Annotated in this window: 20 protein-coding genes; 6 read left to right on the top strand and 14 right to left on the bottom strand. The window is 65.2% G+C overall.

The genetic code is table 11. The features are described from left to right. Positions 1-87 precede the first annotated feature (87 nt). From AC5Y49_RS20360 to AC5Y49_RS20340, 5 genes are all read right to left on the bottom strand, one after another. Entirely contained in the window at positions 88-378 is a 291-nt protein-coding gene (locus AC5Y49_RS20360; RefSeq protein WP_499884703.1) for a WXG100 family type VII secretion target, read from the bottom strand. Between the two features lie 17 nt (positions 379-395). Then, on the bottom strand, positions 396-689 hold the full coding sequence (gene esxG / locus AC5Y49_RS20355; protein ID WP_499884702.1) for a type VII secretion system protein EsxG: 294 nt from the start codon (positions 687-689) through the stop codon (positions 396-398). A 3-nt stretch (positions 690-692) separates the two neighbouring features. Beyond that, positions 693-2,144 (bottom strand): PPE family protein, encoded by a 1,452-nt coding sequence (locus AC5Y49_RS20350; RefSeq protein ID WP_499890401.1) that lies wholly within the window; start codon positions 2,142-2,144, stop codon positions 693-695. Between the two features lie 20 nt (positions 2,145-2,164). Continuing rightward, the gene (locus tag AC5Y49_RS20345) at positions 2,165-2,473 is read right to left on the bottom strand and encodes a PE family protein (RefSeq protein ID WP_499890399.1); all 309 of its coding nucleotides are present in this window, start codon (positions 2,471-2,473) and stop codon (positions 2,165-2,167) included. Between the two features lie 170 nt (positions 2,474-2,643). Beyond that, a complete protein-coding gene (locus AC5Y49_RS20340; protein WP_499890398.1) occupies positions 2,644-3,558 on the bottom strand; it encodes a heme o synthase in 915 nt (304 codons plus the stop codon). A gap of 207 nt (positions 3,559-3,765) precedes the next feature. Here AC5Y49_RS20340 and tkt point away from each other — a divergent pair, with 207 nt between their 5' ends. From tkt to AC5Y49_RS20310, 6 genes are all read left to right on the top strand, one after another. Further along, the gene (tkt, locus tag AC5Y49_RS20335) at positions 3,766-5,856 is read left to right on the top strand and encodes a transketolase (protein ID WP_499890396.1); all 2,091 of its coding nucleotides are present in this window, start codon (positions 3,766-3,768) and stop codon (positions 5,854-5,856) included. Between the two features lie 16 nt (positions 5,857-5,872). Beyond that, entirely contained in the window at positions 5,873-6,991 is a 1,119-nt protein-coding gene (gene tal, locus AC5Y49_RS20330; protein ID WP_499890394.1) for a transaldolase, read from the top strand. Beyond that, positions 6,988-8,541, top strand: coding sequence for a glucose-6-phosphate dehydrogenase (zwf, locus tag AC5Y49_RS20325; RefSeq protein WP_499890391.1), 1,554 nt, complete (start codon positions 6,988-6,990; stop codon positions 8,539-8,541). The genes tal and zwf overlap by 4 nt, the downstream gene beginning before the upstream one ends. Further along, positions 8,538-9,449: a glucose-6-phosphate dehydrogenase assembly protein OpcA gene (gene opcA, locus AC5Y49_RS20320; protein ID WP_499890389.1), complete on the top strand. Its 912-nt coding sequence runs from the start codon at positions 8,538-8,540 to the stop codon at positions 9,447-9,449. The genes zwf and opcA overlap by 4 nt, the downstream gene beginning before the upstream one ends. Next, positions 9,446-10,198, top strand: coding sequence for a 6-phosphogluconolactonase (pgl, locus tag AC5Y49_RS20315; RefSeq protein WP_499890388.1), 753 nt, complete (start codon positions 9,446-9,448; stop codon positions 10,196-10,198). Before opcA ends, pgl begins: the two co-directional genes overlap by 4 nt. A 253-nt stretch (positions 10,199-10,451) precedes the next feature. Continuing rightward, positions 10,452-10,838, top strand: a complete 387-nt coding sequence (locus tag AC5Y49_RS20310; RefSeq protein ID WP_499890386.1) for an ATPase — start codon at positions 10,452-10,454, stop codon at positions 10,836-10,838. A gap of 7 nt (positions 10,839-10,845) precedes the next feature. Here the strand turns inward: AC5Y49_RS20310 and AC5Y49_RS20305 are convergent, their stop codons facing one another. The 9 genes from AC5Y49_RS20305 to AC5Y49_RS20265 all read right to left on the bottom strand — a co-directional run bounded on the left by AC5Y49_RS20305 (position 10,846) and on the right by AC5Y49_RS20265 (position 19,400). Then, complete coding sequence (locus AC5Y49_RS20305) at positions 10,846-11,955, bottom strand: methyltransferase (RefSeq protein WP_499890384.1); 1,110 nt, start codon at positions 11,953-11,955, stop codon at positions 10,846-10,848. A gap of 55 nt (positions 11,956-12,010) precedes the next feature. Next, positions 12,011-12,244 carry a preprotein translocase subunit SecG gene (secG, locus tag AC5Y49_RS20300; RefSeq protein ID WP_065013756.1) on the bottom strand — a complete coding sequence of 78 codons (234 nt, stop codon included), beginning with the start codon at positions 12,242-12,244 and terminating at the stop codon, positions 12,011-12,013. Positions 12,245-12,289: 45 nt separating this feature from the next. Next, the gene (gene tpiA / locus AC5Y49_RS20295) at positions 12,290-13,075 is read right to left on the bottom strand and encodes a triose-phosphate isomerase (protein WP_499890382.1); all 786 of its coding nucleotides are present in this window, start codon (positions 13,073-13,075) and stop codon (positions 12,290-12,292) included. A 13-nt stretch (positions 13,076-13,088) separates the two neighbouring features. Then, positions 13,089-14,315 (bottom strand): phosphoglycerate kinase, encoded by a 1,227-nt coding sequence (locus AC5Y49_RS20290; RefSeq protein ID WP_499890380.1) that lies wholly within the window; start codon positions 14,313-14,315, stop codon positions 13,089-13,091. Positions 14,316-14,317: 2 nt separating this feature from the next. After that, entirely contained in the window at positions 14,318-15,340 is a 1,023-nt protein-coding gene (gene gap, locus AC5Y49_RS20285; RefSeq protein WP_499890378.1) for a type I glyceraldehyde-3-phosphate dehydrogenase, read from the bottom strand. 154 nt (positions 15,341-15,494) lie between these two features. Further along, complete coding sequence (locus AC5Y49_RS20280; protein ID WP_499890377.1) at positions 15,495-15,926, bottom strand: type II toxin-antitoxin system VapC family toxin; 432 nt, start codon at positions 15,924-15,926, stop codon at positions 15,495-15,497. Further along, positions 15,923-16,180, bottom strand: a complete 258-nt coding sequence (locus AC5Y49_RS20275) for a ribbon-helix-helix domain-containing protein (RefSeq protein ID WP_499890373.1) — start codon at positions 16,178-16,180, stop codon at positions 15,923-15,925. The genes AC5Y49_RS20280 and AC5Y49_RS20275 overlap by 4 nt, the downstream gene beginning before the upstream one ends. 93 nt (positions 16,181-16,273) lie before the next feature. Next, positions 16,274-18,250 carry a hypothetical protein gene (locus AC5Y49_RS20270; protein WP_499890371.1) on the bottom strand — a complete coding sequence of 659 codons (1,977 nt, stop codon included), beginning with the start codon at positions 18,248-18,250 and terminating at the stop codon, positions 16,274-16,276. 73 nt (positions 18,251-18,323) lie between these two features. Further along, on the bottom strand, positions 18,324-19,400 hold the full coding sequence (locus AC5Y49_RS20265; RefSeq protein WP_499890542.1) for an ATP-grasp domain-containing protein: 1,077 nt from the start codon (positions 19,398-19,400) through the stop codon (positions 18,324-18,326). Between the last annotated feature and the right edge of the window lie 242 nt (positions 19,401-19,642).

Raw genomic sequence — 19,642 nt, 5'->3', positions numbered from 1 at the left:
AGACTGCGCGCAGGGTAAGTCCAGGGCATCGAACCCGCGCTGGGCGCAGGCTCGATTACTTCAGCGCAGTCTCGATGGTTAGCCGGGTTAGCCGCCCCATTTGGCGGCTTCGGCTTGGTCGCGGGCCAGCATGGCCATGGTGTTGGTTTCATGGGTGCCCGCCATTGCGTGATAGGCCCGCACCAACTCTTCCATCGCCTGATTCCACTGCGCCTGCCACGCCTGATAGGTCATCCCGGTATCACCTTGCCAAGCACCCGACAACGCGGCCTGCTCACTAGAGATATCCGCGCCCAACCCCTGCATGGTCGCCGCATAGGAAGCCATATCCCCGGCATGCGCCAACATCGCCGGGTAGTTGTACATAATCTGCGACATTGCGTTACCCCTTCGCCTCAGAACCCGCTATAACCACTGGCCGCAGCCGCATCAGCAGCCACATAAGTGCCCGCGGCATCACCCAAATTGGCCTGGGCGATATCCAACAACGCATTCACCTTGGCCGCCACCTCCACAAACCGGGCATGCGAAGCCTGAAACGCCGCCGAAGACTCCCCGACATGAAACGCCTGCGCCGACAAAGCCTCCTGCTCAGCCTGCCCAATCGTGGACCGCATCAACCCCGCCTTAGCCCCAAACGCCGACTGCGACGCCACCAACTGCGGAATATGGGCATCCAACAAACTCATCACTCACTGCCTTTCGTCATCGATACCGTTGCCCTGCACTTCGTCTCGTTCCCAACTGCCCGGCACCATCGGCATTGCCGGGCCACCGCCGAACTCGTCACCGGCCAGCGTGGTCAACCCGGCCGCCGCGGCGACAGTGCGTTTGCCCGCGGTTCCGGCAAATCCCAGCCGCCCCGCACCGTTCGCGGAGACGGCCCGCTGATCGTCAGCAGTCGCAGCGGCTGGGCCTGAGCCCATACCCATTCCGATGACCTCGTCGCGGTAGCCGCGTTCTTTTTCCGTGGCTCGCTTGCGCCGACGGGCCCGCGCTTGCTCGCGGCTCGACGCCCGCGCCGCGGCCGATGGGGCTGCCGCGGTTTCAGACGCCGACTCGGAGGCACTGCTGCGCGAGCGCATCGTCGGCCCGAACCTCGTCCCCGGGCCGGCGCCGCCGCCCGCCAGGTAGGCGAAGCTTTCCGCTCCGGCGGGCGCCGGCGCGGGCGAAGCGGGTGCCGCGCTGGCAGTCGGCGCGGGTGCGGTCGCGGGCGCAGTGGCAGCCGGGGCAGCAGCGGGAGCGGTGGTCGGGGCGATTCCGGCGACCGGCCACACGTTGGTGGCGCCGATCGGAACCGGGATCGGCTCCTCGACAGGAGGAATCGGCGTGGCCGCCCTCGCGATGGCGGCAACCAATCCCATAATCGCCGCGGCGAACCCGACGGCGGCAGCCGCCAAAAGAGGTGAGAGGAGCGGCAGAAACGTCACAAGCAACTGGGTCGCGTGGAAGGCCAAGTCGGCCAGAATGAACGGGAGGGCGGCGAGGAATGCGGCCGGATCGGTAAACAGCAGCTGAAGATTCCTGAGCTGCTCCCCGATCACATCTATCCACCAGCGCGGGTCAAGAGGGCTCAAGTGCCGCGCCGGGTCGTCATCGTCGTGGCCGTGATCATGACCATCATGGTTGAGGATCGGTGGCGCCGCGCTGGTTTGCGGCGCCGACGCTACCGCCGTGCCGGCCACCGTCTGATAGGTCGCCATCGTGGTAGCGGCCTGGGTCCACATCCGCACGTAATCGGCCTCGTTGAGCGCGATCGGAATCGTGTTGATGCCAAAGAAATTGGTTCCCACCAACACCGCATGCGTCGCGTGGTTGGCGGCCAGCTCGGGCAGAGTCGGCATCACAGCCAGCGCGCTGATGTAGGCGCCGGCGATGGTCTCATGCTGCGCGGCCGTCGCGGCGCTGTCGCTGCTGGCCTGGGACAGCCACGCCAGATACGGCATGTGCGCGGCCACATACTGCGCAGCACTCGGCCCCTCCCACGCCCCGGCTTGCACGCCCCCCAACAGCGCGCTGAGTTCCTCTGCGACCGAAGCGTATTCAGCGCTCAGCGACGACCAGGTGGCCGCTGCCGCCAGCAACGGACCGGGCCCCGGGCCACTGCTCAACAACGCCGAATGGACTTCGGGTGGCGAAGCCATCCATACCGGAACCGTCACGATCAGCCGCGCGCGATCAGATAGGTCGACGCTGCCGCCGCATCACCGACGGCGTAACTGGCGCCCGATGTACCCACCCCGACACCGGCACGACCCAACTCCTGCACACCGTCTGCCACCGCAGCGGCATGCTCGCCGCCTCGAACACTGAGGCCTAGCGCGCTCTCCAGCGATACCGGGTCCGCCGCGGGCGGCACCACCGCCGAGATCAACGGCGTCGCGCCGGCCTGTGCGGCTGCCAGGCGCGCGGTCAACGCTTCGACAGCCGCACTGGTGGCTGCCAAGCCTTCGGGAACGACGCGCAACGTCATGCCAGCGACTCCTCGATTACCCGTACCGTACTGAACATGATTTTCATTATCGAGTATTTAATACCACGCCGTCCGGGATTTCAAGGGCAGTAGCTGTCGCGAGCGTGCGTGGACCCGGCGACACGCTCGGCGTGTCGCCCGGGGACACGCGCGCTCGCGCTTAAAGGTGCTTAGAACAGAGTCGGTAAAGCGATGGCCGAGTCGAGCGCCAACGCGCAGAACACGACGGCCAGGTAATTGTTCGACTGCAAGAACAGCCGCAGCGGCTTGACCGGCTCACCGCGGCACACGCCGGCATACAGCTGATGAGCCATCGCCAGGAACCACACTCCGGCCAGCACTGCCACGGCCATGTACAGCCATCCGGCGGCTAGCGCCAGCACCAGCGTCGCGACCACCGTCAGCCAGGTGTAGAGCAGGATCTGCCGGGTGACCTGCCGCTCGGTCGCCACCGCCGGCAACATCGGCACGCCGGCGGCTTGATAGTCCTCCTTGTAGCGCATGGCCAGCGCCCAGGTGTGCGGCGGTGTCCAGAAGAAGATGATCGCGAACATCACCAGCGCCGGCCAACCGATGGTGCCGGTAACCGCTGACCAACCGATCATTACCGGCATGCAGCCCGCCGCCCCGCCCCACACCACGTTCTGCGACGTGCGCCGCTTGAGCAACAACGTGTAGACGAACACGTAAAACGCGATCGTGGCCACCGCCAGCAGCCCCGACAGCAGGTTGGTCATCCACCACAGCCAGAAGAACGAGCCGACGCTCAGCGCGAGCCCGAACACCAGCGCGTGACGAGTCGGTACGGTGGCCCGCGCCAACGGGCGGCGCGCGGTGCGCTTCATGACTTTGTCGATGTCGGCGTCGGCCACACAGTTGAGCGTGTTGGCGCCCGCAGCGGCCAGCATCCCGCCGATCAACGTGTTGAGGATCAGCAGTGGGTGCACCGCGCCGCGATCGGCGAGCAGCATCGCCGGTATCGCGGTGACGAGCAGCAACTCAATGACCCGCGGCTTGGTCAGCGCCAAGTATGCGAGCGCCGTGCTGCGTACTCTGCTCGGCGCGACGCGCCCGCGAATACTCACGCAATAACTCCTTGGCTCGCAGCAGCGCGCAGCTTCTACTACAGACGATGGTAGACCGCCGGGCTGATCCACTTGCACCGCAGGGTCGGTACCGACGCTCGTTTACCATGCGGCCCGACGTGGTATGTCGCAATCTCCACCTGCAACGCGCGAGCACGGCGCATTAGGGTGGGAAATGAATCCGCTTGTCGACGCGAGGACTGAGTCGTGACCACATTGGAAGACATCTCTGCGCTCACCCGTTCGTACCATCCCGATGATTGGACGGACATCGACTCGGCTGCGGTCGACACCATCCGGGTACTGGCCGCCGACGCAGTGCAAAAGTGCGGCAGCGGGCATCCGGGGACGGCGATGAGCCTGGCTCCGCTGGCGTACACGCTGTTTCAGCGGACGATGCGCCACGACCCGAGCGACACCACCTGGTTGGGCCGCGACCGGTTCATCCTGTCCTGTGGACACAGCAGCCTGACGCTGTACATCCAGCTCTACCTCGGCGGCTTCGGTTTGGAGTTGTCCGATCTCGAATCGCTGCGCACCTGGGGATCCAAGACTCCCGGCCACCCGGAGTTCCGGCATACCCGGGGTGTGGAGATCACCACCGGCCCGCTGGGCCAGGGTTTGGCGTCGGCAGTCGGAATGGCGATGGCGGCGCGCTACGAGCGTGGCCTGTTCGATCCTGATGCCGCGCCGGGGACCAGCCCGTTCGACCACCACATCTATGTGATCGCCTCCGACGGCGACATCGAAGAGGGTGTGACTTCGGAGGCGTCGTCGTTGGCCGCGGTCCAACAGCTGGGCAACCTCATCGTGTTCTACGACCACAACAAGATCTCGATCGAGGACGACACCAACATCGCGCTGTGTGAGGACACCGCGGCCCGCTACGAGGCCTACGGCTGGCATGTCCAGCGAGTCGAAGGGGGCGAGAACGTGGTCGCCATCGAGGAGGCCATCGCCACCGCGAAGGCGGTCACCGACCGGCCGTCGTTCATCGAGTTGCGCACCATCATCGGCTATCCGGCGCCGAACAAGATGAACACCGGGAAGGCGCACGGATCGGCCCTCGGCGACGACGAGGTGGCAGCCACCAAGAAAATTCTCGGATTCGATCCCGACAAGGACTTCGACGTCAGCGACGAGGTACTGGCCCACACCCGCAAGCTGGTGGAGCGCGGCAAGGAGGCGCACCAGAAGTGGCAGCCGGAATTCGACGCCTGGGCCGAGCGGGAACCCGAACGCAAGGCGCTGCTGGACCGGCTGACCGCCGAACAGCTGCCCGACGGGTGGGACGCCGACGTCCCGTCGTGGGAACCCGGGTCCGAGGAAGTGGCCACCCGGAAGGCCTCCGGCGCGGTGCTGTCTGCGGTGGGACCCAAACTGCCCGAATTGTGGGGCGGTTCGGCTGACCTGGCCGGCAGCAATGACACCACGATGGACGGCGTCGACTCTTTTGGGCCGCCGTCGATTTCGACCAAAGACTTCACCGCGCATTGGTACGGCCGCACACTGCACTTCGGCGTCCGTGAACACGCGATGGGCGCCATCCTGTCGGGCATTGTGCTGCACGGCCCGACCCGCGCCTACGGCGGCACATTCCTGCAGTTCTCCGACTACATGCGTCCGGCGGTGCGGCTGGCCTCACTGATGGACATCGACACCATCTATGTGTGGACGCACGACTCGATCGGGCTGGGTGAGGACGGCCCGACCCATCAGCCGATCGAGCACCTGGCGGCGCTACGCGCCATCCCGAACCTGTCGGTGGTGCGCCCCGCCGACGCCAATGAGACCGCCTACGCCTGGCGCACGATCCTGGCGCGCGGCAACGGCAGCGGTCCGGTCGGGCTGTGCCTGACCCGCCAGGGGGTACCGGTGCTGGAAGGCACCAGCTTCGAGGGTGTCGGCCGCGGTGGTTACGTGCTCGGCGATGCGGGCGGCGAGCAGCCCGACGTGGTGCTGATCGCCACCGGCTCGGAAGTTCAGATCGTCGTGGCGGCGCAGAAGGTGCTGGCCGACAAGGGTATTGCGACGCGGGTGGTGTCAATGCCCTGCGTCGAGTGGTTCGAGTCCCAGCCCTACGACTACCGCGACAGTGTGCTGCCGCCATCGGTGTCGGCCCGGGTGGCCGTCGAGGCCGGTATCGCGCAGAGCTGGCACAAACTGGTCGGTGACACCGGCGAGGTCGTTTCGATCGAGCATTACGGCGAATCGGCGGATTACAAGACCTTGTTCCGTGAGTTCGGCTTCACCCACGAAGCTGTGGTGGACGCCGCCGAACGAGCGCTGGACAACTGACAAGGAGGGTATTGCGATGACACAGAATCCCAACCTCGCCGCCTTGAGCGCCGCGGGCGTGTCGGTATGGCTGGACGACTTGTCCAGGGAGCGCCTAGAGTCCGGCAACCTACAAGAGCTCATCGACACGAGGAGCGTTGTCGGGGTCACCAGCAACCCGACGATCTTCCAGAAGGCGCTGGCGGAAAGCGACACGTACAACGGCCAAATCAGCGAGCTGGCCGAGCGCGGCGCCGATGTCGACGCTACCGTGCGCACCGTCACCACCGACGATGTGCGCACGGCGTGCGATGTGTTCAGGCCGCAGTGGGAGGCCTCTGACGGGGTGGACGGCCGGGTGTCGATCGAGGTGGACCCGAGGGTTGCGCACGATGCCGACAAGACGATCCAGCAAGCAGTCGATCTGTGGAAAACCGTCGACCGGCCCAACCTGTTCATCAAGATCCCGGCCACCGAGGAAGGCATACCGGCCATCACTGCGACCCTGGCTGAAGGGATTTCGGTCAACGTCACGCTGATTTTCTCCGTTGAGCGACACCGCGCGGTGATGGACGCCTACCTGAAGGGCTTGGAGAAAGCTAAACAGGCCGGCCACGATCTTTCCAAGATCCACTCGGTGGCATCCTTTTTCGTCTCTCGGGTGGACACCGAGGTCGACAAGCGACTGGAAAAGATCGGCACCGATGAGGCGATGGCACTGCGCGGACAGGCCGGCGTGGCCAACGCCCGGCTGGCCTATGCCGCGTATCAGGAAGTCTTCGTCGGCGGCGACAGCTACGAGCAGCTCAAAGCCGACGGTGCGCGGGTGCAACGACCGCTGTGGGCCTCAACCGGTGTCAAAAACCCCGACTATGCCGATACTCTCTACGTCACCGAACTTGTCGCTCCACATACCGTGAACACCATGCCGGAGAAGACGATTGACGCCGTCGCCGACCATGGTGTGGTCACCGGCGACACCGTCACCGGCACCGCCGCGGCGGCGCAGGAAGTGTTCGACAAGCTCGAGGCGGTCGGAGTGGATTTGACCGACGTGTTCATCGTGCTGGAGAACGAGGGCGTGGAGAAGTTCGAGAAGTCCTGGACCGAGCTGTTGGAGGAGACGCAAGCCCAGCTGCAGTCCGCGACCAAATGAGCCCGGCCGGCGGCCGGGGCAGCGCCGGGCAATGGCAAAACCCGTTGCGGGACAAGCGCGATAAGCGGCTGCCCCGGATCGCCGAATCATGCGGGTTGGTGATCTTCGGTGTCACCGGCGATCTGGCCCGCAAGAAGGTGGTGCCCGCGGTCTACGACTTGGCCAACCGCGGGTTGTTGCCGCCCACCTTCGCCCTGGTCGGTTTCGCCCGCCGTGACTGGGCAGACCAGGACTTCAGCCAAGTCGTCTACGAGGCGGTAAAAGAGCACGCCCGCACGCCGTTCCGCGACGCGATTTGGGAGCGGCTTTCCGAGGGAATCCGGTTCGTGCAAGGCACGTTCGACGATGCGGACGCTTTCGCCCGGCTGGCCGAGTGTCTGGAGAAGCTCGACGCCGAACGCGGCACCGGCGGCAACCATGCCTTTTATCTGGCCATCCCGCCGAAGGCTTTTCCGACCGTATGCGAGCAACTCGACCGGGCGGGGCTGGCCCGTCCGCAGGACGGCAGCTGGAGCCGGGTCGTCATCGAGAAACCGTTCGGCCACGACCTGGCCAGTGCTTGTGATCTCAACAAGGTCGTCAACAGCGTCTTCCCGGAGGAGTCGGTGTTTCGCATCGACCACTACCTGGGCAAAGAGACCGTGCAGAACATCCTGGCCCTGCGATTCGCCAATCAGCTGTTCGACCCGATCTGGAACGCGCACTACGTCGATCACGTGCAGATCACCATGGCCGAGGACATCGGTCTGGGCGGGCGCGCCGGCTACTACGACGGGATCGGCGCGGCCCGCGACGTGATCCAGAACCACCTGATGCAGCTGCTGGCCCTGACCGCGATGGAAGAGCCGGTCAGTTTTCAGCCGTCGGAGTTGCAGGCCGAAAAGATCAAGGTGCTATCGGCAACCCAACTTGCACAACCGTTGGACGAGACCACCAGTCGCGGCCAGTACACCGCCGGCTGGCAGGGCGGGCAGAAGGTGGTCGGGCTCCTCGACGAGGAGGGGTTCGCCAAGGACTCCGTTACCGAGACATTCGCGGCCATCACGCTGGAGGTCGACACCCGCCGGTGGGCCGGTGTGCCGTTCTACCTGCGCAGCGGAAAACGGTTGGGCCGCAGGGTTACTGAAATTGCGCTGGTCTTCAAACGAGCACCACATCTACCGTTCGACGCGACCATGACCGATGAATTGGGAGCCAATGCCCTGGTGATTCGGGTGCAGCCCGACGAAGGCGTCACGCTGCGGTTCGGCTCGAAAGTGCCGGGCAGCGCGATGGAGGTCCGCGACGTCAACATGGATTTCTCCTACGGCTCGGCGTTCGCCGAAGACTCCCCCGAGGCCTATGAACGGCTGATCCTCGATGTGCTGCTCGGTGAACCATCGCTGTTCCCAGTCAACGAGGAAGTCGAAATGGCCTGGGAAATATTGGATCCGGTACTCGAGAACTGGGCCAGCCACGGCAAGCCCGACCCATACGAAGCGGGCACCTGGGGACCGGCCTCGTCATTCGAAATGTTGCGCCGAACCGGCCGGGAATGGCGGCGGCCGTGATTCTCGATCTGCCTGATACCAGTACCAACGCGATCAACAAGAAGCTCGACGAGTTGCGCGAGAAGGTGGGCGCCGTAACGCTCGGCCGAGTCCTGACGCTGGTCATCGCGCCGGACAGCGAGGCGGTGCTCGAAGAATCCATCGACGCCGCCAACGCCGCCAGCCACGAGCACCCCAGCCGGGTGATCGTGGTGATGACCGGGGACGCAGATGCCGCCGAGGCGCGACTGGATGCCCAGTTGCGAGTCGGCGGTGACAGCGGCGCCGGCGAGGTGGTGGTGCTGTGGCTGTCGGGTCCGCTGTCCGGGCATTCCGCCAGTGTCGTGGTGCCGTTCCTGCTGCCCGATATCCCGGTCGTGGCGTGGTGGCCCGATGTCGCGCCCGCGGTGCCCGCCCAAGATCCGTTGGGCAAGTTGGCAATCCGGCGCATCACCGACGCGACCTACGGGGTCGATCCGCTGTCGGCGATCAAGAGCCGCCTACCCGGATATACCCCCGGCGACACCGACCTGGCGTGGAGCCGGATCACCTACTGGCGTGCGCTGCTCACCTCGGCTGTCGATCAGCCACCGCACGAGCCGATCACGTCGGCGCTGATTTCCGGCCTGAGGACCGAACCTGCCCTGGACGTGCTGGCGGGCTGGCTGGCCAGTCGTATCGACGGGCCGGTGCGGCGCGCGGTCGGCGAACTCAAAGTGGAACTGGTACGCAATACCGAAACGGTGACGCTGAGCCGGCCACAGGAGGGGGCGACGGCGACACTGAGCCGCACCGCCCGACCGGACGCGTTGGTTCCGTTGCCGCGCAGGGAAACCCGTGAATGCCTGGCAGAGGATCTGCGACGACTGGACCCCGACGCGATTTACTGTTCCGCGCTGGAGGGTATCGACCGAGTGGAGTATTTGTGACCAGCACTGTGGAGACCTTCCCCGACAGCGACGCGCTCGTCGCCGCGGCAGGCGAGCGATTGATCGGCGTCATCGAAGCAGCCGTGTCGGCGCGAGGCCGGGCGCTGATCGTGTTGACCGGGGGCGGCAACGGTAACCGGCTGCTGCGTTATCTCGACACGCAAAAGCAGCGGGTCGACTGGGCCAAGGTGCACCTGTTCTGGGGCGACGAGCGCTACGTGACCCACGACGACGACGAGCGCAACGAGAAGCAGGCCAGAGCCGCGTTGCTCGATCGCATCGACATCCCGGCGCGCAACGTGCACGCGATGCCGGCCAGCGACGGCGAATACGGCAGCGATCTGGCTGCCGCGGCGCTGGCGTATGAGCAAGTCCTGGCCGCCAACGCCGAACCCGGCAGCGCCGCACCTGATTTCGATGTGCACTTTCTCGGCGTGGGACCCGAGGGTCACATCAACTCACTGTTTCCCGACACACCCGCGGTGCGCGAAACCACCCGGCTGGTGGTCGGCGTCGACGATTCGCCCAAACCTCCGCCGGAACGTATCACCTTGACACTGCCCGCTGTCCAGCAGTCGCGCGAGGTCTGGACGATGGTGTCCGGCGCGGAGAAAGCCGATGCGGTGGCCGCCGCTGTGGCCGGCGCCGACCCGGTGTCGGTGCCGGCGGCCGGCGCCATCGGACGGGAACACACCGTCTGGTTTCTCGACAGCGAAGCAGCTTCCAAGCTTTCGCCCGCCTCCGGGTAAAAGGAAGCCTGAGTCGTGACTTTGGGGGTCGTCACGACCCAGGCTCCAGCTGTGGTGCCGAGCTAACGTCGGTGCTCGGCTTGCCGTTCGGCATACCCGGCCGCATACGCTTCGAGCCGGCGGATGACATCACGTCGCGCGCCGTGCATGGCCATCAGATGGCGCCGCCCGTCAACGTCACAGTGTTTTTCCCGCACACCTAATCGGACGCGGCGCGGACTGTCGCGGTTCCGGGTCAGGTCATAATGACGTCATGGCAGACAAAAGCGAACGCGCCCCCCGGGAACGGATCAAAACCCTCGCACAGGCAGCGTTGAACGCCGACGTGACGGTGGGGCAACTCGAAGACGTTCTGTCCGGTCTGGGCGACACCATGAATGAACTGAACAGTTCGCTGGCGAACTTGAATGCCACGGTCGAACGCTTGGGGAGCGGCTTAGACCATCTCGAGGACACGATGGCGGGACTGGACGATCTGGCGCGGCGACTGGTCACGCTCATCGAGCCCGTCGAGGCCATCGTGGAGCGCATCGACTACATCGTGAGTGTGGGTGAGACGGTGATGTCGCCGTTGTCGATCACCGAGCACGCGGTGCGCGGTGTGTTCAACAGTTTGCGGAATCGGACCGCCCGGCAGTAGCAGCCGCTTAGCTGGGCCGAGCCTCGACGACACTGACGGGGCTGGCGGTCTGCACCACCCGGGTCAGCCGGAATCCGGCCCGGCCGAGCAACTCACCGAATTCCGCCTCGGTGCGTTCGCGACCGCCCACGCACAGCAGCATCTCCAAATCGGCCCACTTGCCCAGAGATTCCCGCTGGTGCGTTGGTATCACGAATTCGACGAGCAGCACTTTCGCCGAGCTCTCGGTGGCCGCGCGGACGTTTCGCAGGATCCGTACCGCGTCGTCGTCGCACCAATCGTGGATGATGTGTTTGAGCACGTACGCGTCGCCGCCGGTGGGGATGCGATCGAAGAACGAGCCGGCCACCACGTCGACGCGGTCGGCGACGTTCCGTTCCGCCAGCACGGTCGGCGCATTGGCCACCACCTCGGGCATATCGAACAGCACCCCGCGCGCGGTGGGTGCGGCGGCCAGGACTGCGGCCAGCAACCTGCCGTGTCCGCCGCCCACATCGACGATCGTGGAGTACGGGCTGAAGTCGTAGGCGGCCACCACGGGCGTCAGCACCAACTCCGAGCTGCTGGTCATGGCCTGGTTGAACTTTTCGCCGTATTCGGGGTTGGCAGCGGCGTATTCAAAAAAGTCCATGCCGCGCAACACTGGCACAGCGGCTTTGCCGGTTCGCACCGAATCGGCCAGCGCGCTCCAGTGCTCGTGATGCTGAGGTGATCCGTAGAAGCGCGCGGCTCCTGCCATCGACACGGGTGCATCGGACCGCAGCGTCTCGCCCAGCGGGCTCAAGGCGTAACGGCCGTCGCGACGCTGACGGAAAACGCCGCGACTAACCAGGGCGCGCAACAACCGATGAAGCGCGTCCTGGTCGGCGCCGACGCGGCGAGCCAACTCGTCGATGGGCAGCGGTCCATCGCTGAGCGCATCGGCCACGCCGAGGTCGGCAGCCGCCGTGATCGCCTGCGCTGTCCAACCGGCGAGGATCATCTCGCTCATTGCTGCCGGCGCCGGAACGGTTTTCTGGTGCAGCCGGTAGAGGTAGTGACGTGCGGTTTCGACGAGGCGCGCCAGCTTGGCCGGCGGCACCTTGGTATCGCTGGGAATCGATCTCTCCTGACTCAAGTCGCACTCAAGGCGACGGCTAGCGGGCTATCGCCCGGGTGAGGTGAACAGCCGCTTAGCGGTACTTGATCATCAGGGCCATTCCGATGATGGACACCAGCCAGATCCCGGTGACGAACAGCGTCAACCTGTCGAGGTTCTTCTCCACCACCGTGGACCCAGACAGACTGGACTGCACGCCGCCGCCGAACAGGGTCGATAGACCGCCACCCTTGGCGCGGTGCAGCAGCACCAGGAGCACCACCAGCACGCTGGTGATCACCAGGATGATCTGCAGGGTCAATTCCATGGCCGCTACCCTACCGGGTTGGGTTCGGCCGGCCGCACAGGCCGGTTACGGAATCGGCCCGCCCGCGGCGATGGCGCACATGATCGCGAACTGCTCCCCGTCCAGCGACGCCCCGCCGACCAGAGCGCCGTCCACGTCGTCGCAGGCAATGAGGTCGCCGATGTTCTTGGCGTTCGCCGATCCGCCATAGAGCACCCGCACCGACTCGGCGACCTGCGGTGAGGCCAGTTCGCCGAGTTCTTTGCGGATGGCTGCGCACACCTCCTGGGCGTCGGCGGCGCTGGCCACCCTGCCGGTGCCGATGGCCCATACCGGCTCGTAGGCGATGACGACCTTGCCGATCTGTTCGGCGGAGAGCCCGGCCAGCGAGCCGCGCAACTGCTCGACGTTGTGGCTGACGTGGTTTCCGGCCTCGCGAACCTCGAGGTGCTCGCCGATGCACACGATCGGGGTCAGTTCGTGCTTGAGCGCCGCGGCGGTCTTGGCGGCCACCAGTGCGTCGTCCTCGCTGTGGTAGGTGCGCCGCTCGGAGTGACCGACGACGACGTAGCTGCAGCCGAGTTTGGCCAGGAAGACGCCGCTGATTTCGCCGGTGTAAGCGCCCGAGTCGTGCCGCGAGAGATCCTGGGCGCCGTAGGTCAGCCGCAGCTTGTCGCCGTCGACCAGGGTTTGCACGCTGCGCAGGTCGGTGAACGGCGGAATGACCGTCACGTCGACCTTGTCGTAGTACTTGTCCGGCAGCGAGAAGGCGATCTTTTGCACCAGCGCGATCGCTTCGAAGTGGTTGAGGTTCATCTTCCAATTGCCGGCGATCAGCGGCGTACGGCTCATCGGGATCCTTACCTCAGCTGCTCAGTACTTCTAGGCCGGGCAATGTCTTGCCCTCAAGGTATTCCAGTGACGCGCCACCGCCGGTGGAAATGTGCGAGAAGCCGTCCTCGGGCAGCTCCAGCGCCCGCACCGCGGCCGCGGAGTCACCGCCACCGACCACGCTGAATGCGCCCTTCCCGGTTGCGGCGGCGATCGCTTCGGCGACGCCTTTGGTGCCGGCGGCAAACGCCGGGAACTCGAAGACGCCCATGGGGCCGTTCCAGAAGATGGTCTCGGCGTTGGACAACAGTTTGGTGAAGCGCTGCACCGATCCTGGCCCGATATCCAGGCCCATCTTGTCGTCCGGAATCTCGTCGCAGGCGACGACCTCCGGCGGCGAATCGGCGGCGAATTTCTCGGCCACCACGATGTCCCTGGGCAGGCGCAGCACGTCGGCATAGGTGTCCAGCAACCGCCGGCAGGTATCGACCATCTCAGCTTCCAGCAACGATGAGCCAACCGAAAGACCCTGTGCGGCAAGGAAAGTGAAGCACATCCCACCGCCGATGACGATGCTGTCGGCTTTGGTGGCCAGCTTTTCGATCACGCCGAGTTTGTCCGAGACCTTCGAGCCGCCGAGCACCACCGCGTAGGGCCGTTGGGTGGAGCTGGTCAGCTGTTCGAGCACCTCGACTTCCGCGGCGACCAGCCTGCCGGCGTAGGCCGGCAGCAACGTGGCGACATCGTAGACCGAGGCCTGTTTGCGGTGCACCACCCCGAAGCCGTCGGAGACATAGGCGCCAGCCGAACCGTCTGGGCCACCGACCAGTTCGACCAGCTGCCGGGCCAGCGCGAGCCGCTCCGCGTCGTCTTTGCTGGTTTCGCGCGCGTCGAAGCGGACGTTCTCCAGCAGCAGTACATCCCCGTCGGTCAGCCCCTCGGCGCGGGCCAGTGCATCGGTGCCGACGACGTCGCCGGCCAACTGCACGTGCTGCCCCAGTTGCTCGCCGAGCGCCGAAGCGACCGGCGCCAGCGACAATTTCGGGTCGGGACCGTCTTTGGGCCGGCCCAAATGTGCGGTCACCACCACCTTGGCGCCGGCGTCGGTCAGCGCTTTCAGTGTCGGCACCGACGCACTGATGCGGCCGGGGTCGGTGATGGCGCCGGCGCCGTCGAGTGGAACGTTCAGGTCGGAGCGAACCAATACGCCGCGACCCGAAACTCCTTCGGCGAGAAGGTCGTCGAGTGTCTTAATGCTCACGGTTAAAGCGACTTGCCAACCATGGCCACGAGGTCGACGAGGCGGTTGGAGTAACCCCATTCGTTGTCGTACCAGGACACCACCTTGGCCTGGCTCTCGATCACCTTGGTCAACCCGGCATCGAAGATCGAGCTGTGCGGGTCGGTGACGATGTCGCTGGAGACGATCGGGGCGTCGTAGTACTTGAGGATGCCCTTGAGCTTGCCTTCGGCGGCGGCTTTGAACGCGGCGTTGATGTCTTCGGCGCTGGCCGATTTAGACAGGTCAGCGGTGAGGTCGGTCACCGAGCCGGTGGGGATCGGGACCCGCAACGCGTAGCCGTCGAGCTTGCCCTTGAGTTCGGGCATCACCAGGCCGATGGCCTTGGCGGCGCCGGTTGAGGTGGGCACGATGTTCAGTCCGGCAGCGCGGGCGCGGCGCAGGTCTTTGTGCGGGCCGTCCTGTAGGTTTTGATCGGCGGTGTAGGCGTGGATCGTGGTCATCAGGCCTTTGACGATGCCGAACTCGTCGTTGAGCACCTTGGCCAGCGGCGCAAGGCAGTTCGTGGTGCACGACGCGTTGGAGATGATGTTTTGGCTGCCGTCGTACTTGTCGTCGTTGACGCCCAAGACGATGGTGATGTCGGGGTCGGTGGCCGGCGCGGAGATGACGACCTTCTTGGCGCCGGCCTCCAGGTGGCCCTTGGCCTTCGCCGCGTTGGTGAAGATGCCGGTAGATTCGACGACGACGTCAGCGCCGAGGTCGCCCCACGGTAGGGCCGCGGGCCCTTCTTTGACCTCCAGCGCCTTGATCTTGTGGTTGCCGATCACGATGGTGTCGTCACCTTCGAGGCTGACGTCGTAGGGCAGTCGGCCCAGAATCGAGTCGAACTTCAGCAGATGCGCCAACGTCGCGTTGTCGGTGAGATCGTTGACGGCCACCACCTCGATGTCGGTGCTGGTCCCCTGCGCCTGCTGCCCCAGCAGGGCCCGGTAGAAGTTGCGCCCGATTCGCCCGAAGCCGTTGATGCCTACCCGGACCGTCACGTCTCTCGTCTCCTTGATTGCTGATGTGGTTCACGCGCCAGCCTAATAGGGTGCCGCCGTTGTCGTGCGGGCGGTGACCGACCAACAATTTCCGACGAGCACGACAGCCGGCTGACCGTGGCGTCAGCGGCCCACATGCGGCACTACAGGACGGCTACGCCGAGAGCGGATCGATCCACCGCACACCGGAGAACCGACTGAAGTCGACGTCGGTGGAACACACTTGTGCGCCGTATTCGATGGCCAACGCGGCGAGGTGCGCATCGCTCGTCAGATTCCCCGCCGCTCCGAGCGGAGCGAGCAACCCGCGAAGCACACTCGCATGACGCTCGGTCGGATGCAGGACCGTCACGCATGGCTGCTGTAGCCACTGATCGACCACGTCAAACGACTCGTCGACCGTCAACGGCCGGGCAAACACCGCCGAGCGGGTGGATAGCCGCACAAAGCCGATGAGGACATGCCATGCGAATGCGACGGTGTCGGAACCGGAAAGCGTTTCATCAAGCCAGTCCCGTGCCGCCTGGTGACGAGGCGACGACTCGTCCATCGCATAGACGAGGATGTTCAGATCGAGCAGGTTCATTTGCGCAGCGCGAGCTTGCGCAGGGTCTCCGCGTCTTCGTCGGCCCCGGCCAGCGCCAATGCCTTGTCGATATCAAACCCCGCCCGCAGGCCCATGTCGCGGCTTGGCGTGCGAAAGCGGCGCCGCGTCGGTTCGCCACTCAATCCGCGCCGCACGGCGTCATTAAGCACCGCCTTGAACGACGTTCCCCGCTCGCGTGCTGCGCGCTGCAGCGCAGCGACAACATCAGCGTCGAGCGTCACGGTCGTCCGCATGATGTCATCATAGCAGCAATAGGGATGCTGTCATGATGCTCTCATGAGCCGCCGGCTGCGGTCCATCGGCCGCCCGACGATCCTCCCGCTGCCTCAGCCAATCGCGTCGGCCCCGGCCATGCGGCCCACACCCCAGCTTCGCTGCAGGTATCCAATGACGCGGTCGAGTTCGGCCTGGGTCACCGACGCCCGTTCGCCCGGCTCGAGCGGGTCGAAATGGAAAATGTAGAGCCGCGAGGCGAACTGCTCGAACGGCAGGGATGCCTCGCCGAAGCGCTCGCCGTTGCCCGCGGTGCTGACCACAACGCCGTCGCCCCAGTCCTGGCCGCTGTCGTTGTTCGGGTTGTAGAAGTAGACGCGCATCGTCTCTTCGGGGTCAAGACTGACTCGCAGCACGGTGATCGCATGCCATCCGATGAAGCGGGCGGCGCTGTCGGTCACCGCGACACCGGCCGGCTGCGGGTGGATCAGTGGTTGGTTGCCGTTGTAGAAGGGGTGGTAGGCGGCGTAGAAGTGCCGCAGAAATCCGTCGACGTCGACGAGATCGCCGGTCGCCACATCGACGTTGATCCGGAACCCTCGCCCGGACCACCACCCGTGAAACTCCGGATTGACCCAGCGGTGTGGATCACCGTCGCGGCCGACACAACGCCGGCCCATCTCCGCGTAGATGCGATCCAGATGTGGAACCACCAGCAGGGACACGGGATCCAAGTCGATCGGCAACTTCGCTGAGGTGAAGGCCACTCCCTCCGCCACTTCCCGCGACGAGATCGGCTGTCCCTCGAAGTGCATGACGATCTCGTCGTCGCGGGCTGCCCACGCGACGGTCTGCAGCAGATAATCCGGATCGTTGTATGCCCACATCGAAAGGGCGCGCGCGGATTGGCACGTGGGGTTATCGCCCTGGCCGACACCCAGCGGCAGCCCGAGCATCGAGAGCGTCCCGGCCAACAGCCAGGTGTGCGGGTCCTGCGCGGGCCCGAAGGCCAGGGTCAGCCTTTCGCGCGAGTAGGCCGAGAGCGGGAGAGCCAACTGACGCCACAGCGACGGCGCCACCGGCGGCTGGTAGAGGATGCCGCGCTCGAGCAGCAACGCCAGCCCGTAGATGCACTGGGCGGTTTCGTTGTGGACGGCCGCAGCGATCAGGGCGTGCACGAGGTCGTGGTAGCACAGCAGGCAGTCGCGCCCGGTGCTCGACAAGCCCAACGCCTCGCCGAGTAGATAGTCCCCCTTCTCCAGCGAGAAACGCAGCAACACCGCGTGGTACGGCGACACCAGCCCCGTATCGTGCATCGAGCGCGCGAAGCCGGCTGCCTCGTATTGCAGGGTGGGTTCGTCCATCGACTCCAGCCGGGCGCGGTAGACCTCGGCGCCCGGGTCCTCGCGGCACGCGTCGGTGGTTCCGTACAGGCTGGTGATCAGGCGGTCCACGCCCAGACCGCCGTTGCCCAGGTCGATGTCGGGGTCACTGCGGGCGATCGAGATCTGCGTGATCATCTGCTTGATCTGGTCAACCTGGATGGGCCGCTGTCGCAGGACCCGCCAAATCTCGTCGACGAGGCGGTCCAGCACGCTGTCGTAGCCGATCTCGTCGACCAGATGCCGAAACAGGTCACGGGTCACTTTCGCCATCCGCCCCTGCAGTTCGCGTTCCGCCTCGGTCGGCGGGGTGAACAGCAGCGAAAGGTTGATCGCCATCACCTGCGACAGATGATGCCGGGCCTGCTCGGCCGAGATCAGCGGGTGCACATAGTCGCCCTGGGCGACCGCGAGCAGGCGGAGCAGGCTGACCGCCTCCAAGACCACGGTGTCTTGGACTTCGCTGCGCAACGAGCCGGTGCTCAGCACGGGGAGCAGGGTCTGCGGGGACTCCCAGTCCGTCCCGCGAAACAGACCCGCGGCTTCCAACTCAGCCGCACGCGCCTGCACCGCAGCGCAGCCACCCGGCTGCAGTAGCACCAGCCGCAGGCCGTCGAGGACACGGCGCACCTTGGCGGGCTTGCCGACATCGCCCGCCTCCGCCAACGCCCGGGTTGCATCGCTGAGCGTCTCCAGACGCTTGCTCAACGCCGCATTGTCACTGTTCACGTCGCTGTTTACTGCGTTCAACCAGGTTCCTCGTGTCCCTGCCGCCGCCGCTTCAGACGTAGAAATCGAGCTCTTCTTGCCGCTTCAGTAGCCGCCGCATCTCATACGGGTCCTCCCCGAAGAAGTAGATCAGACCCCAATGCGTGCCGAACGCGGTGCGCTTGGTCACCGTCTCCTCGAGCGGCGCGGTGAGCTCGTGCGACTCGAAATACTCGTGGTCCTCAGTCTCCTCAGGCATCGCGAGGTTGCTGACCACCCGGCGCCGCGGATACACCCCGAAGCATCCTGCGTGTCCCTTGGCGTCCACGACCTCACGCGGAAAGAATTCCTCGAGCTCCTCCTCGGTCGCCTTCGGGTCGAACGCCAGCACCAGCGCCTGGTAGCCGTTGAACCCATACGTGCGTTCCAGCAACTCGAAGACCTTGAAGCCGGGCGGCCGGTACGCGACCTCACCGAAGTACATCTCCCCATCGCTGGTGACGAAATACTCGGGATGGACGAATCCGAAGTCGATGTCGAAGGTTTTGATCAGTTTCTCGATCTGACGGGTGATCTGCGGGCGGTACTGTTCCAGCTCGGGCGATGCGGGGACGAAGACGGAATATCCCAGCGTCACGTATTCGGAGATGTTCAAAAAGCGGATCTTGCCGTTGTGCACCCACGCCTCCACCGCAAATTCCCAGCCGTCCAGATGCGATTCCATCAGCGCGGGGAATTCCTCGTCCGGGATCGAGTCGATGTCATCCGGGGTCCGGATCACCCGGTGGCCCAGGCATCCGGCCTTGTCGAATGCCTTGAAGTGGATCGGGTCATTGGGATCGCCGTCGAGTTTCAGCAAGGTCTGATTGACGCGTTTTAGGAAACGGAAGACATCGTCGCGGTCGTGGGCCTCCTCGAAAATGCCGACCCGGATCCCGCCGAGCTGTGCGCGTCGCTTCATCAGCGACTTATCCCGCAGCAGCATCGACTGGCCCAGCAGCCGCGGGCTGTTTAACAGCACCGAGTTGATCGCGCCGGCCCACTCGACGGTCTCTTCGAAGAGCGGGATCGCGACGTCGACGCCGAGCTCCCTGAGGGTCTCGGCGATTTCCATGGAACGCTCGTTCAGCCGCTCGAAGTTCCAAGCGATGTGGGGGATGCCGTGTTGCTGACAGTATTCTTCAGCCCATTCCGGCGCGACCACGACATATCGACGGTCGAAGCGATCCACTGCATCGATGGCGTTCAAGCTCCAGCCCAACAGCGCGATATAGCCTTTTTCCGGGTTACGGCTCGTTTCCGAATTGCGATCACTTGAGTTATCAACGGAATTCGGCAAAGCACTTCCCCCTTCTTCCCTTCTTCGAGTGTGATCTTGGCTCCACGCTACGC

The organism is Mycobacterium sp. NGS62 (assembly GCF_059812285.1).
This window is presented reverse-complemented; position numbering and strand designations above follow the sequence as displayed.

What these genes read in the sequence shown, in the direction of transcription:
- esxG (WP_499884702.1), bottom strand. Translation starts at nt 689, where the DNA reads ATGAGTTTGTTGGATGCCCATATTCCGCAGTTGGTGGCGTCGCAGTCG.
- tal (WP_499890394.1), top strand. Translation starts at nt 5,873, where the DNA reads ATGACACAGAATCCCAACCTCGCCGCCTTGAGCGCCGCGGGCGTGTCG.
- AC5Y49_RS20310 (WP_499890386.1), top strand. Translation starts at nt 10,452, where the DNA reads ATGGCAGACAAAAGCGAACGCGCCCCCCGGGAACGGATCAAAACCCTC.
- AC5Y49_RS20350 (WP_499890401.1), bottom strand. Translation starts at nt 2,144, where the DNA reads ATGGCTTCGCCACCCGAAGTCCATTCGGCGTTGTTGAGCAGTGGCCCG.
- tpiA (WP_499890382.1), bottom strand. Translation starts at nt 13,075, where the DNA reads ATGAGCCGTACGCCGCTGATCGCCGGCAATTGGAAGATGAACCTCAAC.
- AC5Y49_RS20280 (WP_499890377.1), bottom strand. Translation starts at nt 15,926, where the DNA reads ATGAACCTGCTCGATCTGAACATCCTCGTCTATGCGATGGACGAGTCG.
- AC5Y49_RS20360 (WP_499884703.1), bottom strand. Translation starts at nt 378, where the DNA reads ATGTCGCAGATTATGTACAACTACCCGGCGATGTTGGCGCATGCCGGG.
- AC5Y49_RS20275 (WP_499890373.1), bottom strand. Translation starts at nt 16,180, where the DNA reads ATGCGGACGACCGTGACGCTCGACGCTGATGTTGTCGCTGCGCTGCAG.
- secG (WP_065013756.1), bottom strand. Translation starts at nt 12,244, where the DNA reads ATGGAATTGACCCTGCAGATCATCCTGGTGATCACCAGCGTGCTGGTG.
- zwf (WP_499890391.1), top strand. Translation starts at nt 6,988, where the DNA reads ATGAGCCCGGCCGGCGGCCGGGGCAGCGCCGGGCAATGGCAAAACCCG.
- AC5Y49_RS20345 (WP_499890399.1), bottom strand. Translation starts at nt 2,473, where the DNA reads ATGACGTTGCGCGTCGTTCCCGAAGGCTTGGCAGCCACCAGTGCGGCT.